The organism is Candidatus Brachybacter algidus (assembly GCF_016707225.1).
Classification (GTDB): Bacteria; Bacteroidota; Bacteroidia; order Chitinophagales; family Saprospiraceae; genus Parvibacillus; species Parvibacillus algidus.
This window is the reverse complement of record NZ_JADJID010000003.1, coordinates 582,394-597,485: the sequence shown is the minus strand read 5'-3', so window position 1 is coordinate 597,485 and position 15,092 is coordinate 582,394. Positions and strand designations below refer to the sequence as shown.

At 36.3% G+C, this 15,092-nt stretch carries 14 protein-coding genes and 1 riboswitch; of the genes, 5 read left to right on the top strand and 9 right to left on the bottom strand.

What is annotated here, in order from left to right:
• Window positions 1–33 precede the first annotated feature (33 nt).
• The gene (locus IPI15_RS12385) at window positions 34–1,014 is read right to left on the bottom strand and encodes a DUF8428 domain-containing protein (RefSeq protein ID WP_287420523.1); all 981 of its coding nucleotides are present in this window, start codon (window positions 1,012–1,014) and stop codon (window positions 34–36) included.
• A gap of 171 nt (window positions 1,015–1,185) precedes the next feature.
• Here IPI15_RS12385 and IPI15_RS12380 point away from each other — a divergent pair, with 171 nt between their 5' ends.
• Entirely contained in the window at window positions 1,186–1,920 is a 735-nt protein-coding gene (locus IPI15_RS12380) for a ribonuclease H-like domain-containing protein (protein ID WP_287420522.1), read from the top strand.
• A 309-nt stretch (window positions 1,921–2,229) separates the two neighbouring features.
• Here IPI15_RS12380 and IPI15_RS12375 read toward each other — a convergent pair whose 3' ends face one another.
• Both IPI15_RS12375 and IPI15_RS12370 read right to left on the bottom strand, forming a co-directional pair.
• A complete protein-coding gene (locus tag IPI15_RS12375; protein ID WP_287403676.1) occupies window positions 2,230–3,012 on the bottom strand; it encodes an MBL fold metallo-hydrolase in 783 nt (260 codons plus the stop codon).
• Window positions 3,013–3,258 carry a hypothetical protein gene (locus IPI15_RS12370; protein WP_287403678.1) on the bottom strand — a complete coding sequence of 82 codons (246 nt, stop codon included), beginning with the start codon at window positions 3,256–3,258 and terminating at the stop codon, window positions 3,013–3,015.
• A 400-nt stretch (window positions 3,259–3,658) separates the two neighbouring features.
• On the opposite strand from IPI15_RS12370, the gene IPI15_RS12365 reads away from it, so the two are divergent.
• Both IPI15_RS12365 and IPI15_RS12360 read left to right on the top strand, forming a co-directional pair.
• The gene (locus tag IPI15_RS12365; protein WP_287403680.1) at window positions 3,659–4,276 is read left to right on the top strand and encodes an outer membrane beta-barrel protein; all 618 of its coding nucleotides are present in this window, start codon (window positions 3,659–3,661) and stop codon (window positions 4,274–4,276) included.
• A gap of 725 nt (window positions 4,277–5,001) precedes the next feature.
• Complete coding sequence (locus tag IPI15_RS12360) at window positions 5,002–5,928, top strand: Ppx/GppA phosphatase family protein (RefSeq protein WP_287403682.1); 927 nt, start codon at window positions 5,002–5,004, stop codon at window positions 5,926–5,928.
• Here the strand turns inward: IPI15_RS12360 and IPI15_RS12355 are convergent.
• Window positions 5,921–6,496, bottom strand: coding sequence for a C40 family peptidase (locus IPI15_RS12355; protein ID WP_287403684.1), 576 nt, complete (start codon window positions 6,494–6,496; stop codon window positions 5,921–5,923). The two genes, IPI15_RS12360 and IPI15_RS12355, sit on opposite strands and share 8 nt — an antisense overlap.
• 98 nt (window positions 6,497–6,594) lie before the next feature.
• Window positions 6,595–6,795, top strand: a riboswitch (cobalamin riboswitch).
• 177 nt (window positions 6,796–6,972) lie between these two features.
• Here IPI15_RS12355 and IPI15_RS12350 point away from each other — a divergent pair.
• Window positions 6,973–8,028, top strand: a complete 1,056-nt coding sequence (locus IPI15_RS12350) for a YncE family protein (protein WP_287403685.1) — start codon at window positions 6,973–6,975, stop codon at window positions 8,026–8,028.
• A 381-nt stretch (window positions 8,029–8,409) separates the two neighbouring features.
• Here the strand turns inward: IPI15_RS12350 and IPI15_RS12345 are convergent, their stop codons facing one another.
• The 3 genes from IPI15_RS12345 to IPI15_RS12335 all read right to left on the bottom strand — a co-directional run bounded on the left by IPI15_RS12345 (window position 8,410) and on the right by IPI15_RS12335 (window position 10,038).
• Window positions 8,410–8,613 (bottom strand): helix-turn-helix transcriptional regulator, encoded by a 204-nt coding sequence (locus IPI15_RS12345; protein ID WP_287403687.1) that lies wholly within the window; start codon window positions 8,611–8,613, stop codon window positions 8,410–8,412.
• On the bottom strand, window positions 8,603–9,079 hold the full coding sequence (locus IPI15_RS12340) for a hypothetical protein (RefSeq protein ID WP_287403688.1): 477 nt from the start codon (window positions 9,077–9,079) through the stop codon (window positions 8,603–8,605). The genes IPI15_RS12345 and IPI15_RS12340 overlap by 11 nt, the downstream gene beginning before the upstream one ends.
• Before the next feature lie 428 nt (window positions 9,080–9,507).
• Window positions 9,508–10,038: a hypothetical protein gene (locus IPI15_RS12335; protein WP_287403690.1), complete on the bottom strand. Its 531-nt coding sequence runs from the start codon at window positions 10,036–10,038 to the stop codon at window positions 9,508–9,510.
• A gap of 155 nt (window positions 10,039–10,193) precedes the next feature.
• Between IPI15_RS12335 and IPI15_RS12330 the strand changes: the two genes are divergently transcribed.
• A complete protein-coding gene (locus IPI15_RS12330) occupies window positions 10,194–12,161 on the top strand; it encodes a CBS domain-containing protein (protein ID WP_287403691.1) in 1,968 nt (655 codons plus the stop codon).
• Here the strand turns inward: IPI15_RS12330 and IPI15_RS12325 are convergent.
• Together IPI15_RS12325 and scpA are read right to left on the bottom strand one after the other, a co-directional pair.
• Window positions 12,158–12,964, bottom strand: a complete 807-nt coding sequence (locus IPI15_RS12325) for a UDP-2,3-diacylglucosamine diphosphatase (protein WP_287403693.1) — start codon at window positions 12,962–12,964, stop codon at window positions 12,158–12,160. The genes IPI15_RS12330 and IPI15_RS12325 overlap by 4 nt on opposite strands.
• The gene (scpA, locus tag IPI15_RS12320) at window positions 12,957–15,026 is read right to left on the bottom strand and encodes a methylmalonyl-CoA mutase (protein ID WP_287420520.1); all 2,070 of its coding nucleotides are present in this window, start codon (window positions 15,024–15,026) and stop codon (window positions 12,957–12,959) included. The genes IPI15_RS12325 and scpA overlap by 8 nt, the downstream gene beginning before the upstream one ends.
• Window positions 15,027–15,092 lie beyond the last annotated feature (66 nt).

Genomic DNA, 15,092 nt, shown 5'->3' with positions numbered 1-15,092 from the left:
AAAAATGCGGGCTTTTTCTTTTTTATAAGGCTTTTACTTTAGCGTAAATGTACTTTTACCGGCTAGATAACCCTTGTTGTAAACATGGATTTCATATGATCCTTTTACAAAATCGTAGGTTGGTTGCCAATTGGTGCAGCTTACTGCTTGTGTATTCTCATAAGTAAATTCTTTAGCAAGAGAATAGGAGATTTCCGCTCCATCTTCAGAAGCTGAAATGATACCTGAGCCCGCAGCTGGAATGTTTATTGTTTCGCCAGTAGGGTTGATAAGTCTTATATAGAACTTCTCTCTTCCTGCTTCCACTAAATCATTTTGAGCAGTTTTGAAACAGATTTTTAATCCGTCTATATTTTTTGCGAACCTTTTAGATACTTCTTTTCCTTTTGATGAAAGTTTGTAACCTTCTACCAGGATATCAGAGATTTTGATGACAGATGCTTTATCCACCTTTTTGGCCAGCTTCATCTTTTCGTTTTCCAATCCGCTTTTTGTTGCCTCTAAAGAAACGTTTCTTGAAGCTAGTTCATCATTTGAAGTTCGTTCTTGATTGACTTGGTTAGTAAGCAATTCTTTTTCACTATTCAATTGTTGATTGCTGGTAGACAGCTGGTCATTTTCAGCTCTTAAGGCATCAATCTGCCTTTTAAAATCTTCTGATTCGGTCTTCATTGTTGCTATGCGGGCCTTGATAGCCTTGTAGTCCTTACTTGTCGCAAGAAGATTTACGATGTTATCTCTTTGCTTTTTGAGTTCTACCTTCTGGCTGTCGATTCTCGCATTTAAGTCTTCTCTGTCTCCTTTCATTTCTTCAAGGTCTGCAAGCGCATCGTAATAAGTTTTTTCGACATCTGCTTTTCCCTTTTCGATCTCCATGATCTGGGCATCCTGTGTGGCTATGACACTAGAACTTTGACTTTTTTGATAAAGTAAATAACCACTTAGGGCCAACAATAATCCTATGATAGTAATACTCACTATTTTGTAGGTATTATTTCCTTTTTGCTCATCCATATGTATAATTAAGTTTTAATTTTTAAAAAATTCATCGGATATTAGAAAATTTCAACATGTAAAGGTAAATCAAATTCCTTATATAAAAATAATAGTAAACTACTAATGGTTTAATTGTAAAAATAGTACTTTTAATAGTTTTTACCCATTATTAACTTAAATCATTTTATCATGTCAACTTCTAATATTCTTTTTTTAGACATTGAAACAGTATCGAATGTTTCAGCTTTCGGACAACTTACGGAGCCGATGAAAAAATTCTGGAAGAGGAAATCAACCTCCTGGATCAAACATAACGAAGAAACTACTGATGAACATTATGCGGAGCTTTATAAAGAAAAGGCCGGCATTTTTGCTGAATATGGAAAAATAGTTTGCATTTCCATTGGATTTAACAACATTGACAATGCGACCGGAACCTCAAGCTTCAGAATAAAGTCATTTTATGGAGACGATGAAAAAGTACTGCTCAATGATTTTCTGGCATTGATATCCAAATCATTCAATGATAGCACTAAGCACCATTTCTGTGGTCATAATATCAAAGAATTCGATATCCCGTATATCTGTCGTCGTGCAGTCATCCACCAGATCGAATTACCAAATACTTTTCAGCTTTCAGGAAAAAAGCCTTGGGAGGTAAAACATTTGATCGACACCCTGGAAGAATGGAAGTATGGTGACTACAAGCACTTTGTCTCTTTGGCCTTACTTGCGGAATTGCTAGATGTACCCACACCCAAGGATGATATCGATGGCAGCATGGTTGGCCATGTGTATTGGGAAGAAAAGGATATAGAAAGAATAAGGACTTATTGTCAGAAAGATGTAGTGACAGTCGCCAGAATTTATAGTAAAATGTCATTAGGTAAATTTATAATTTCGGAAGAAGTAGTAATTGTTTGACTTTTTAATTAACTCAAGATTCGGCGTTAAAAATAAGCATTAAGAGTATTGGTACTACTCAAAATAAGGTAGAAATTAGAAATTAGAAATTAGAAATTAGAAATTAGAAGCTTGGCCGACTAAAAGAGCGACGGCGGGGAAACTTCGATGATTGAGTCCCGCAGATAAAATCATCTAAATAAATATATGAAATATAGTAACCATACTAAATAATTGATTTACAGCAATTTAGTTGCTTATATTCACAAATTATTTTATATTTATATTGTTGATAACCAATGCAATGAGCGACCCCGAAACTTTACTTAATTAATATTCAAATTCGAGCTTAAGTCCATCATAAGCAAGATGCACGCCTGTTGGGAGTGTCTTGGATACTTCTGAATGCAACCCCATTTGATGACTGATATGAGTGAGATATACATTTTTAAAATTATTGACGCTGATCAGCTCTAAGGCTTCTTTTAGATTGAGATGGGAATGATGTTCCTTGTGGTGTAATGCGTTAATTATTATTGTCTTAGTGTCACTGATTGCCTCAATAGTTTCTGCAGTTAAATATTTTGCATCAGTGATATACACAAAATCTCCAAATTTGAATCCGAGTATGGGTAATGAACCATGTATGATGCGTAATGGCAACACCTCGATATCACTGATAAGGATGGGGGAGAAGGGATTGATCGGGATAAGGTCTATCAATGGAAGACCTGAATATGCAATTGGTTCGAATATGTAACTATAGCGCTTGCGGATCTCTCCCAGCACTCTTTCTTCTGCATAGATCGGCATTACCATTTTCTTTAGGTAGTTGAAAGGGCGGACATCATCCAGTCCGTTGACATGATCCATGTGTTCATGCGTGATCAAGATTGCGTTTAAGCTATTTATTTTGTACGTCAGGCACTGAGAACGAAAGTCGGGTCCAATATCAATTATGAAAGTACCGGCTTCAGTACTGACAGATATGGAGGATCTCAGGCGTTTATCTTTTGAATTGGAAGATTTGCATACAGTACAGGTACAAGTAATCACAGGAACACCTTGTGAAGTCCCTGTGCCAAGCACTGTAACTATTCCTTTCTTATTCAATTATTCTTCCTCTGATGTTACTGTTTGATTTGTCTTTTCTACTTCAAATGAAATACTTTTTATTATTTCATTCAATATAAGAATTTTAACCTTATCCGACAGAAATTTATTGACTACAATTACCTTTCTGTTATGCACAATGCAGTGACCGGACTGAAAGTTACCCTTTTCATAAATTATTCTGTAGCCAAGTCTATGGATTTCCTGACTTAACGATTTTAAGCTAAGTTTTTCTTTAGCAGACATTTGATATAAAAGTATTATTAAAAACTAAGTAAGCGCTAAGATAGTAGTTTAAGGGTTTAGTTGGATAAAGGAAAAAATAATAGATGTGTAAACTCGATGTATTTGATGCCTAGAAATAGATGCGTCTAAAGTTCTTTTACTCCCAGATGCCTGTCCGTTGACTGAAGACAACAGCAAATTATTGACGCAAATCAAAAATATAATTCCAATAATGGAGAAGACTCTGCCGTTGGGTTTGGTCAAAGTATTTTGAAGGACTTCTCCGCCCGCTTCAATTATGATTAATTTTAAAAATTTTGAGTCATTTTTGTTTCTTTTGCATTAAAGTCATTACTTCATAATGTATAATGAGTCAAATTATACGTTAATAAGATGTAATTTTACTATCTAATTAATTTCTATGAGAATACTAATAACAGCAATCTTATTTATATTATGCAGTTCAGCATACTTAAAAGGACAAAGCAACTTTACAGGTGGATTTATTGCTGGTGGAAGTTTGTCTCAACTGACCGGAGATGAGGCTTATGGATTTAATAAAATGTCTCTGCTGGCTGGTGTCAAAGCGGGTTATAAATTTAAAAGTCGGTTGAATCTTGAAGTAGAATTTCTCTACAATACAAAGGGGAGTTCGAGGTCTCGAAAATTCAAGGATGTAACACCATTTTGGACGATTGAACTTAATTATATTGAAATACCAATATTGGCAGGTTATAAAGACTGGCTCGATGAGGAAGGGTACTATCATATTGTATTTTATGGGGGCTTTTCATATGGTAACCTTATAAATAGTAAGGTAACTAATCTTAAGTATGCACCGAAGCTGGAAAATAATTTAAATAAAAATGACTTTAGCTTTATCTTAGGTGCAACTTATTTGATTAATAAGAACTTTGGAATAACGGGAAGATATAACAGATCGATGTTAAAAGCTTGGGAAAAGGATTTTGTGGATGACAATTTTTCAAACTACATGCGTAGTTACCAGATCAGTTTGGCGGCTCAATATATGTTTTGATATCAGATATCAGAAGTCAGAAGTTAGAAGTCAGAAATCAGAAGTTAGAAATCAGAAATCAGAAGTCAGAAGTCAGAAGTCAGAATTCAGAAACTAGAAACTAGATTCTAGACGCTAGACAATAGAGGTAGAAACTTTTGGTGACATCAGGGGGATTTCTAAGGTAAAATGTGGTATTTAAAATGTCGATTAGCATAATATCCCCTTCTGCAAGAGGGGGGCAAGGGGGAGTCTTTGAAGTGGTTGCATTTTATTTAAGAAAAATTATTGATTAACTATATTTTGCAATTAGTAATATAGAAGAAGTCAGAAATTAGTTAACCTGGAATTCTTTGCTTTCAAAATCAAAATAGATAACTTGATGAAAATGGAACAGAAATGACACTAATTTCTACGAATAAATTCGTGTTAGATGCAAAGCATCATTCGAGCAATTATCTTCGATGCTGCTTCGCGGTAGTGGCTAATAATTCTTTTTTGGGCGAATGCTCAAAAGAGAGTATAAAGTTTAAATCTAAACAACTTATGTCAAATACTTGAACTTTAAAAATTTAGTTTTAGTTATTAAGAAGAATGGAACCATCAATCTAAATATTGATAAATATATAAAAACCTAAATCTCTGATATTCAATAAATTTGTAAATGTATATTATAAAATAATAGATATTTATATCATTATTTGATAATCTTATAATCAATTCGGAAACTATAGTCAATATAAAATATGATAGCCGTAATCGACATTGGTACCAACACATTTCATCTACTGATTGCCAAGATCGTAGATGAAGAGAATTACCAAATCGTTTTTAGGGAAAGCATTTTTGTTAGGATCGCAAAGGACGGCATAGACCCGATTAGCCCCAAATCACTTGAAAGAGCTATAAATACGCTAAGTCACTTTGTTAAGACCATGGAATCCTATGAGATAACCCATCTCAGAGTTGTAGGTACTGAAGCTTTGAGAAGTGCAAGTAATGGCCATGAACTTATTGAGCTCGCTAAAAATCAACTAGGACTTTCCATCGAAATAATTACTGGTGAAGAAGAGGCGCGTTTGATTTTTGAAGGTACAGCTCATGCTATTCCTGCATATAAAAGTCCATATCTCATTATGGACATCGGAGGTGGAAGTGTAGAATTTATCTTAGCGAATTCAGGAAAGATTATTTGGTGGGGAAGTTACAAAATAGGTGTTCAATATTTGTTTTTACAATACCATAAAGATCCTTTTCCTGTTGAGAGTGTCGATGCACTAAAGATGGAGCTGAATACGATTTTGGCTGATCTTAAGCAACAAATTGAAAAGCACAAACCAACAAGACTTGTGGGTTCTTCAGGCTCCTTTGAGACATTGGCATCATTGGCAGAGCTATCAAATGACGAAAATTATGTTGTAATACCAACGAATCATTTTGATGAAATTTTCAAAAATATTGTATCGAGTTCACATAATGATAGACTTGAAAATCCAAGCATTCCTGATGATAGGGCTGAATTAATTGTGATTGGCTTCCTTCTTGTAGAGCACATTCTTTCTTTGTTTAATGCTGAAGAGATCATAGTTTCTGCATATGCCTTGAGGGAAGGATTGTTGTACTCCAATGAAAAATATGGAAGGATCAATACAGCTCATTCTAAGCTTACATGATTCTGCCTGAACCTGAATAATATTTCTCGTAATATGGCTCAGACAAAGACGATATCAAAACCCCCTTTTTTAATGTGGCATGAGCGAAATATCCATTTGATAAATAAACGCCTACATGTGAAACTCTGGTGCTCCCAATCTTGAAAAATACAAGGTCTCCCTCGTGAAGTTGTGATTTATTGATTTCTTTTGCCTTGTTGGCCATGTCTGCTGATGATCCTACTATTTCTTTATGATATACACTGCGCAGGACAACTGATGTAAATCCAGAACAATCAATGCCTGATTTATCCTTTCCTCCCATTCTGTGAGGAACTCCAAGCCATTCGTTTACCACAGAGCTTAGCTTTTTATTATCAGTGATGCCATCAGCCTTAAGGTATCCATCAGCATTTCGCGATCCGACCTCTGATCTCTCATAATTCTTCGGAGTTGAATTTGGTGTAGGTTTTTTATAAGTATTTGATTTATTACCCGGTTTATGATAGGCAGTCTTCTTTGGTGCACTGCAACTTGTAAGAAATAGGCCTACAGCAATCAACATTATATATATATTCTTTCCACTCATAGATATCATATTAAACGCAAATATAATATGTTATTGTCTTATAGGTAATTAATTATATGTTAAAAGCATTATTAGTTGAAAAATAGTGGTTTTTCTTTAGTTTTGCAATTCAATATGGTTTTTGACAGAAATCAATTTCTGAATAAAATTAATAGGGAACCGGGTGATAATCCCGGGCAGTTCCCGCTGCTGTAATTTTCGTTAGTATTCTGACATCTCAATGCCACTGTTTTGATAAATGGGAAGGCCGTCAGAATTAAGAAATAAGCCAGAAGACCTGCCATGTTGAATGATTTTCGATCTTTCGGTGAAAAGGATTGGGATGGAGCATTTTCAATTTACATTGTTTGATACATGGCCTTGCCATATGAATCATTTAAGTAATCTGTGATTTGTGAAGCCTCAGTTTATACACCATAATTGTATAAAATTATTAATCAAGCGCGCTCTTTTATGAGCCGGCTAAAACTTTACAAATGAATAAATTATTCTATCTTTTAGTTTTTACATTATTTCTTACCAGTTGTAATTCGGATGATCCTATCACTGTAAAAGGCAATTATGATAAAGGTGTATTCGTCGTGAATGAAGGCAACTTCGGTTCAGGAACAGGGACGCTTACTTTTGCCGGTGATGATGATATTATTACTCAACAAGTATTTGAAAAGGAAAATAGTGGAGCAGTTGTCGGTAATGTGGCTCAATCCATGATCTTCTTCAATGACAAATATTACATCGTCGTCAATAATGCCAATAAGATCATCGTCACTGATATCAATCTTAAAGTTATAGGAGAAATAACTGGTTTGTTTTTTCCAAGATTCATGGTAGCTAAAGGAGACAAGGGATATGTGAGCCAATGGGGTGAAAATAACTTTGAGGGAAGTGTTGCTGTCATAGATCTTAATACCCTGACCATAATCAAGAACATACCGACCGGGAATGGTCCTGAGAACTTATTATTGGATGGAAATACTTTGATAGTGCCAAATGGTGGATCATACAATGCGACTACTTTTGAAAATCAACCAGACTCTACAGTTGCCATTGTTGACCTGAATACAGAAAGTGTGATTACAAAAATTCAAGTGAAATACAATCCGAATAGTGTGGTTAAAGTCGCAAATGGATATGCTGTAAGCTGTGCTGAGAAAAGTTATGCATCAGGTGATGGTAATCTGTACTTTTTAAATAAATCAAATAATACCGCAATTCCTATTAGTGGTGCAAAAGTAGAAGCAGCAACCAATTATGCAAAGTTGCGCAGGATTAGTGACAACCAGGTACTTGTTGTTTATAACAGCTTTGATGCTCAAATAATAAATTTGGACAACGTAAGCTCAGGTGTCATATCCAGAACCAGCCTAGGAGTGGCATATAGCGTAGGTTATGATGATAACCGGTCTCAAATATATGTCGCTGATGCTAAAAATTTTAGTCAATCCGGAGAAGTACGCGTTTACTCAAAAACGGGCCAATCTATAAAAAATTTCAATGCAGGTATTATACCTTCGGGATTCTGTTTCAGGTAGGATTTAGTATTAGAGTTAACCAGGTAACCAGTTAATCTATTGATAGTTAATTAGTTGATAGTTAATAATTGTAATAGTTTATAAATATAGCAGGATGATATTTTCTCAGTAGGGACATGGCTTGCCCTTGTCCGTGAAGTATGTAATAAGTATGACAGAAAACCAGTATGTAGATATTCTAGTTTAAAAGTTGATGATTAAAATATTAAAATGAAAACTGTAGGGACAGGTCGCGACATGTCCCTACAGTTTTCATTTTAATATTCATCAATTAAATATTTTCAGACATAAAATATTATGATTATGCAGGTGTTCATGATGATTTTTGAGCTTATTTTAGTGTAAATTAATCTAATTACCCATTACCCATTACCCATCTTCTCACTCATCCGTTTCTTCCAACTCAAAAATGGCACTTACTTCCACTCCAAATATTCTGGCTAATTTTAAAGCGAGTAATGTGGAGGGAACATATTTTCCGAGTTCCATTGCATTGATAGTCTGCCTGCTTACATTGATCATTTTGGCAAGATCTGCCTGAGTGAGGTTCTTCTTCGCTCTTTCAACTTTTATACTATTCTTCATCCATTGTATTTTTATTCATTTTCCAAACCTGCCAGTTAAACCGCAGAATAAAAAATATTAAAAGGGTAAACATATTAAATACCATCACCCATAAAAATGCAAGATCATATACAAAAATGAGTGATATGAATAATATTGCATAGTTGAAATAAGTGGCCCATACCAAAGACTCCAATCTGATTTTGGCAATAAATTCATCTTCCTTTTTCTCTTTTGAAAATGCCACCATCAGCGCGCTTGCAATTAGCAAACAACCAATTATCTCATTATAAATGTTATTATTCTCGATGGAGAAATATGAAAGAGGTGTGTTAAATTCATCTCTTATTATGGACAGAACCCTAACATTTAATAGTTCCGGCTCATAGCCATATATTAACATTAACAAACCAAGAATGCTCACTGGGATCAGAATAACTAAACCGAGGAATTTAAATTTTGAAGGGAATAAATAATTACTTTTCATTTTGCATGTTTTTAATTTAAACGCAAATGTAAAACAAATATTACTAAACGTAAAAAATACCTTACATTTAGTAAAAAATAAATTACTTGTTGTTGGTTTTTTAATGGGTTTGAAATTTAGAAAGTGAGGGGAGATAGGGTGATAATGTGCAATGCATTGCACATGCACATAATTAAATTGTGGTTTTAGAGAGGGTTGGATTGTTATACGAAACGGAATTATATAATTGACCAATTTTTTGCCGTATAATACCGAGCTGAAAGTCGTTTGATCAAATTTATTTGGTCAATTACGAATTTCCATTCGGTATTATATGAATGCCGCAACCACAATCGATACTGGTCAGAATAAAGGGGAAGGCCTTGCCCTTCTAATAATAAATGATTCGGCATATCTTTCTATTCTACTCTAATACTATTTTACTCTCTTCAATAATTTCCCCGAAAATCCATTTGAATATGGAGGTCTAATTGCTGAGGTGTAGTTATTTTGAATAAAAATTTTACTTCAGCGTTTACCAGTCCATCCTTTAGAAAGGGAAGGGCTTCAAAACTAGTTGGAATTAATGCCAATTCTCCATCAACACTTTTTGGTATATATTCGATGTAAAATGCTTCTGCTTTATCATCGATGTTGGCATTGGTATAGATCTTAACTGATACTTTTTCTATAAAATCGAAATCAATATTTCCAAAGCGGGAAGTAATCAAAGCTTTTTCCGGGACCAAACTTACTTTAGCACCATCAGGAACGTCTTCTTGTGCAATTAGATTAGCATAAAATGTTGGCATTTCAGACAATACAAAATAATGTGCATCAAGAATATCAAGTCCGGCTGGTACACTAAAGTCCCTTTCCAGGCGAATACCGAATTTCTTTACAAAGCTATCCTTTCGGCAGCCCAAGGAGCTTACGACACAAAATCCACAAAACAAAAGAAGACATAAATTCGCTTTCATATTTTAACTAACGTATTTAAACAGGCAGGTATTGATAATTTTATTATTATTTTTTTACAAACATTTTTGGTGCAATTAAAATAATAGTTGTCACTTTCAAAAAATTGTACAATATTTGGAAACTATTATGAATAAAGATAGAATAACAATAAGAAATGGGAGAGCAAAACGTAAATAAATTAAATTCAAAAGAGGAGCTGCAATTGTTTGTCAAGCACCTGCTAAATGATGTAAAAGCACTGGAAACAATGCTTGCAGATGATTGGTTTGAGACAGATATCATGCGCATCGGCGCTGAGCAGGAAATGTTCATGGTCGACGATAAATATTTTAAGCCCGCATTGATAGCAGTTGAAGTTTTGGAAGAAATGAAGGAATTCGATTGGGTGGGCACTGAGTTAGCAAAGTTTAACCTCGAAACTAACCTGTCTCCTAGAGAGTTTGTAGGCGATTGCTTCAGTCTAATGGAGAAAGAAAATAATGATCAACTTGGAGTTATAAAGGAGCACTTAAAAAAATACGGCGCCAAGATAGTTTTGACTGGTATCCTTCCAACGTTGAATAAATTTGACCTTAAGCTAACGAATCTCACACCAAAAGACAGATATTATGCTTTGATGGAGGCATTCAATGATATGTTGATTGCTTCTGCATATGAATTACGTCTTCAAGGTATAGATGAATTACTAGTCAAACATGATTCTCCATTACTGGAAGCATGTAACACCAGTTTTCAGGTGCACATGCAGACTACTCCGAAGAACTTTGTAAAACATTATAACATAGCTCAGACTCTTGCTGCGCCTATCATTGCTCTTGGTGCAAATTCACCAATAGTCTTCGGAAGGAGATTATGGCATGAATCTCGTATCGCTCTTTTCCAACAAGCGCTTGATACCAGAACTTCAACAGAGCATATGAGGGATAGAAGTCCAAGAGTAAGTTTCGGTAAAGGATGGCTGCGCAAGTCAATTCTTGAGATCTATAAAGAAGACATAAGCCGTTTCCGTGTGATCATGACCGGTGATAAATATGACGATTCTATGGCAATGGTAGCCAGGGGAGAGGTTCCAAAATTACAGGCATTACAGATCCACAATTCTACTGTATATCGCTGGAACAGGCCTTGCTATGGTATTAGTGATAATGGAAAACCGCACCTAAGGATCGAAAATAGAGTAATCCCTTCAGGCCCAACAGTACTTGACGAAATAGCAAACGCTGCTTTGTGGCTTGGTTGCATGGCAGGCTTGGATGACACACAAAAGGATATTACAAAAAATATTTCTTTTGAAGATGTACGTGATAATTTTGGCAAGGCAGCACAATTTGGTATCGATACCAAATTTACCTGGTTAAAAGATAAGAAGATTACTCCTACTGAACTTGCATTGCAGGAGCTTATTCCTTTGGCTGAACATGGTTTGAAATTAAAGGGTGTTAACCAGGATGATATCACAAGATATATGGATGTGATCAAAGGACGTGCAGAAAAACACATGACCGGAGCACGCTGGCAATTGAGGGCATTCACTTCATTTATCAAGCATGTCACACGAGATGAAGCAATGGTTGTATTAACTCAGTCAATCATTAAAAATCAAGAGCAAGAAATTCCGATTCATAAATGGAAGGCTCCAAGATTGCAGGACCTGGAAGAATATCGCCCTGGTGCATTAAAGGTGGAAGAGTTCATGGAAACTGACCTTTTCACTGTACAGAAGGATGATATAGTAGAATTGGTAGCTGAAATGATGGACTGGAGGAAAATTCGCTATATGCCTGTCGAGGACAAAAAAGGCAATATCGTTGGCTTAGTAACAAGCAGATTGCTTCTAAGGCATTTCAGTAACCGCAAGATCACAAATAATAATGATATAGTTACGGTAGGTGATGTTATGATTACTGAGCCGGAAGTTATAAGCCCAGACGCTACTATTGCAGAGGCTTTGGAATTAATGAGAACGAAAAAGATCGGTTGCCTTCCTGTAGTATACAAACACGAACTAGTAGGAGTTATAACCGAGATGGATTTCCTTCGAATCAGCAGCAGGTTAATAGACCGTATCGAGTATATCGAAGAAGAATTGGATGAAGTGACTGGAGGAGATCAGCCTGGCTAAAAGTTGATCTTGTTTTTATCCCAGCTATTGACGTCGTTTGTGACGACCATGGAAGATGGATTTTCGAAAAATTGAACATTGATCGATCCATTTTCCATGGTTGCATATGATTGAAATGCAAGCCAGTCTCCCGTATTAATGTATTTACTCTTTCCATTGTTAAGCGTGAACTCTATCGGAAGATGGCGATGTCCGAAGATGTAATAGTCAATTGTAGGGTCTATGACAGACTCTGATTCGCAATGTTGAAGGAGATATTCTTTTTCTGGACCTAAGAATTTGTAGATATCATTGTGTGAGTTTCTGCTACCCGTACTCCATGCATTGGCAATACTCATGCCTATAGAAGGGTGCAGCCAGTGGAAGAGATGAATGCAGATAGGATTATTAAATATCTTTTTAATAATCTTATAAGTGAAGTCGCCAGGTCCAAGACCATCACCATGACCGATGATCAGTTTTTTTCCTTGTCTTTCAAATAGGGTAGGCTGTCTGTATATTGGAATCCCAAATTCTAGTGTAAAATATTTGAATATCCACATATCATGGTTGCCTGTAAACATGTGGATAGGCTTTCCTGTATCCGCCAATTCAGCTAAAGCACCAAGAAAACGTGTAAACCCTTTTGGAATTACAGATTTATATTCATACCAAAAGTCAAAAGTATCTCCGAGTAGGAAGACCTCATCGGCCTCCATGGCTACTTCATCAATCCATTTTACTATTGCCTTTTCTCTATCTGCACTTGATAAAAGCCCTTTTTGACCTAAATGAAAATCTGATGCAAAAACTATTTTACTCATGATGCAGCGTTTTCAATAGAATTTCTATTAGTTCGATTGCTGCTTCAGGAATAACAGTTCCCGGGCCAAATACCGAAACGACACCTGCATCAAATAAAAATTGGTAATCATTTGGTGGGATTACACCACCTGCCACCACAAGAATATCGCCACGGCCCAGCTTTCTAAGTTCCTCAATGACTGCAGGAACAAGGGTTTTGTGACCTGCAGCGAGTGATGATATACCTACGATGTGCACATCATTTTCTGCAGCCTGCATCGCAACTTCTTCCGGGGTTTGGAATAATGGCCCAATATCCACATCGAAGCCTAGATCAGCGAATCCTGTAGCTATCACTTTTGCACCTCTGTCGTGGCCATCTTGTCCTAATTTTGCAACTAAGATTCTTGGACGCCGACCTTCTATTTCTGCAAATTTATCGGACAATTCTTTCGCTTTCAGAAAAGCATTATTATTACCAATGTTTCTCATATACACTCCTGAAATCATTTTAGTTTCTGCCTTATGTCTGCCGAAGGTTGTTTCCAAGGCAGCGCTTATCTCACCCAGTGTGGCTCTGCATCTTGCAGCTTCAACGCTTGCTTCAAGTAAGTTGCCACTTGTCTTTGCTGCTTCTATCAACTTATCGATTGATCGCTGATAAGCTGCTTTATCTCTCCCTTCACGAATCTTATTGATGGATAGAATCTGCATATTTCGGACGGATGTATTGTCGATTTCCAGTAGTTCTAGATTTGTTTCGGAATCATTTTTATAGAAATTTAATCCGATAATTTTCTCATGTCCGCTATCAATAAAAGCTTGTTTCTTGGCAGCAGCTTCTTCGATGCGCATTTTTGGCAGCCCTTTTTCAATGGCAGCCACCATTCCACCAGCTTCTTCCGTTTCTTCTATATATTTTAAAGCTTGATCAGCTATGTCTGAGGTCATGCGTTCGATCATTTCTGAACCGCCCAGAAGGTCTATCACCTTTGTTAAATCGGTTTCTTTTTGCAGATAAAGCTGGGTATCGCTGGCTATTTTGGCACTATAATCTGTAGGCAATGCCAGTGCTTCATCCAGGGCATTCGTATGTAGTGACTGTGTGCCACCAAGCGCAGCTGCCATAGCTTCTATAGCAGTTCTAGAAATATTATTGAATGGATCCTGAGCCAATAGACTCCAACCGGATGTCTGACAATGCGCGCGCAACATTAACGACTTTTCGCTCTTGGGATTGAATTTACTGACCATATTCGACCAAAGCATTCTACCAGCCCTCATCTTTGCTATTTCCTCATAAAAATTCATTCCAATACCCCAGAAAAAGGATAATCTTGGCGCAAACTGATCAATATTTAGACCTGCTCCAACTCCCGCTTTTAAATATTCATATCCATTGGCTAGTGTATATGCCAGTTCGAGAGCAGCAGATGCCCCTGCCTCCTGCATATGATATCCACTGATACTAATGGAGTTGAATTTGGGCATATGAGCAGCCGTATATTTAAAAATATCTGAGATGATGCGCATTGATGGTCTTGGAGGATAGATATAAGTATTTCTTACTAAAAATTCCTTGAGAATATCGTTCTGGATCGTTCCTGATAAGAATTCCGGACTAACTCCTTGTTCTTCTGCAGCTACAATATAGAATGCAAGTATTGGCAGCACAGCACCATTCATAGTCATGGATACCGACATCTTATCCAATGGTATATCTTGAAATAATACCTTCATATCTTCCACTGAATCAATCGCTACGCCTGCTTTTCCTACATCGCCTGTTACTCTTGGATGATCAGAATCATATCCTCTATGGGTGGCGAGGTCGAAGGCAACACTTAGTCCCATTTGCCCTGCGGCAAGATTTCTTTTGTAAAAGGCGTTGCTTTCTGTTGCAGAAGAGAATCCGGCATATTGCCTTATTGTCCAGGGTCTTTTAGCATACATTGATGCATAAGGGCCTCTTAAAAAGGGAGGGAGGCCAGCATGGAAAAGTTCACCATAATTCACTGATTCAGAATCTTTTGATCCGTCTATTATTCTGCCGACATATGGATCGAATGCTTTCAGAGGCATTACAATTTGTTTAAGTTTAATGATGAGCAAATATAGATAAATAAGTCAAGAGCTGTCATGGTGTGT

Bases quoted from the DNA above. Each gene is read 5' to 3' on its own strand.
- IPI15_RS12385 (WP_287420523.1), bottom strand. From the start codon at position 1,014: ATGGATGAGCAAAAAGGAAATAATACCTACAAAATAGTGAGTATTACT.
- IPI15_RS12380 (WP_287420522.1), top strand. From the start codon at position 1,186: ATGTCAACTTCTAATATTCTTTTTTTAGACATTGAAACAGTATCGAAT.
- IPI15_RS12370 (WP_287403678.1), bottom strand. From the start codon at position 3,258: ATGTCTGCTAAAGAAAAACTTAGCTTAAAATCGTTAAGTCAGGAAATC.
- IPI15_RS12365 (WP_287403680.1), top strand. From the start codon at position 3,659: ATGAGAATACTAATAACAGCAATCTTATTTATATTATGCAGTTCAGCA.
- IPI15_RS12360 (WP_287403682.1), top strand. From the start codon at position 5,002: ATGATAGCCGTAATCGACATTGGTACCAACACATTTCATCTACTGATT.
- IPI15_RS12355 (WP_287403684.1), bottom strand. From the start codon at position 6,496: ATGAGTGGAAAGAATATATATATAATGTTGATTGCTGTAGGCCTATTT.
- IPI15_RS12350 (WP_287403685.1), top strand. From the start codon at position 6,973: ATGAATAAATTATTCTATCTTTTAGTTTTTACATTATTTCTTACCAGT.
- IPI15_RS12345 (WP_287403687.1), bottom strand. From the start codon at position 8,613: ATGAAGAATAGTATAAAAGTTGAAAGAGCGAAGAAGAACCTCACTCAG.
- IPI15_RS12340 (WP_287403688.1), bottom strand. From the start codon at position 9,079: ATGAAAAGTAATTATTTATTCCCTTCAAAATTTAAATTCCTCGGTTTA.
- IPI15_RS12335 (WP_287403690.1), bottom strand. From the start codon at position 10,038: ATGAAAGCGAATTTATGTCTTCTTTTGTTTTGTGGATTTTGTGTCGTA.
- IPI15_RS12330 (WP_287403691.1), top strand. From the start codon at position 10,194: ATGGGAGAGCAAAACGTAAATAAATTAAATTCAAAAGAGGAGCTGCAA.
- IPI15_RS12325 (WP_287403693.1), bottom strand. From the start codon at position 12,964: ATGAGTAAAATAGTTTTTGCATCAGATTTTCATTTAGGTCAAAAAGGG.
- scpA (WP_287420520.1), bottom strand. From the start codon at position 15,026: ATGCCTCTGAAAGCATTCGATCCATATGTCGGCAGAATAATAGACGGA.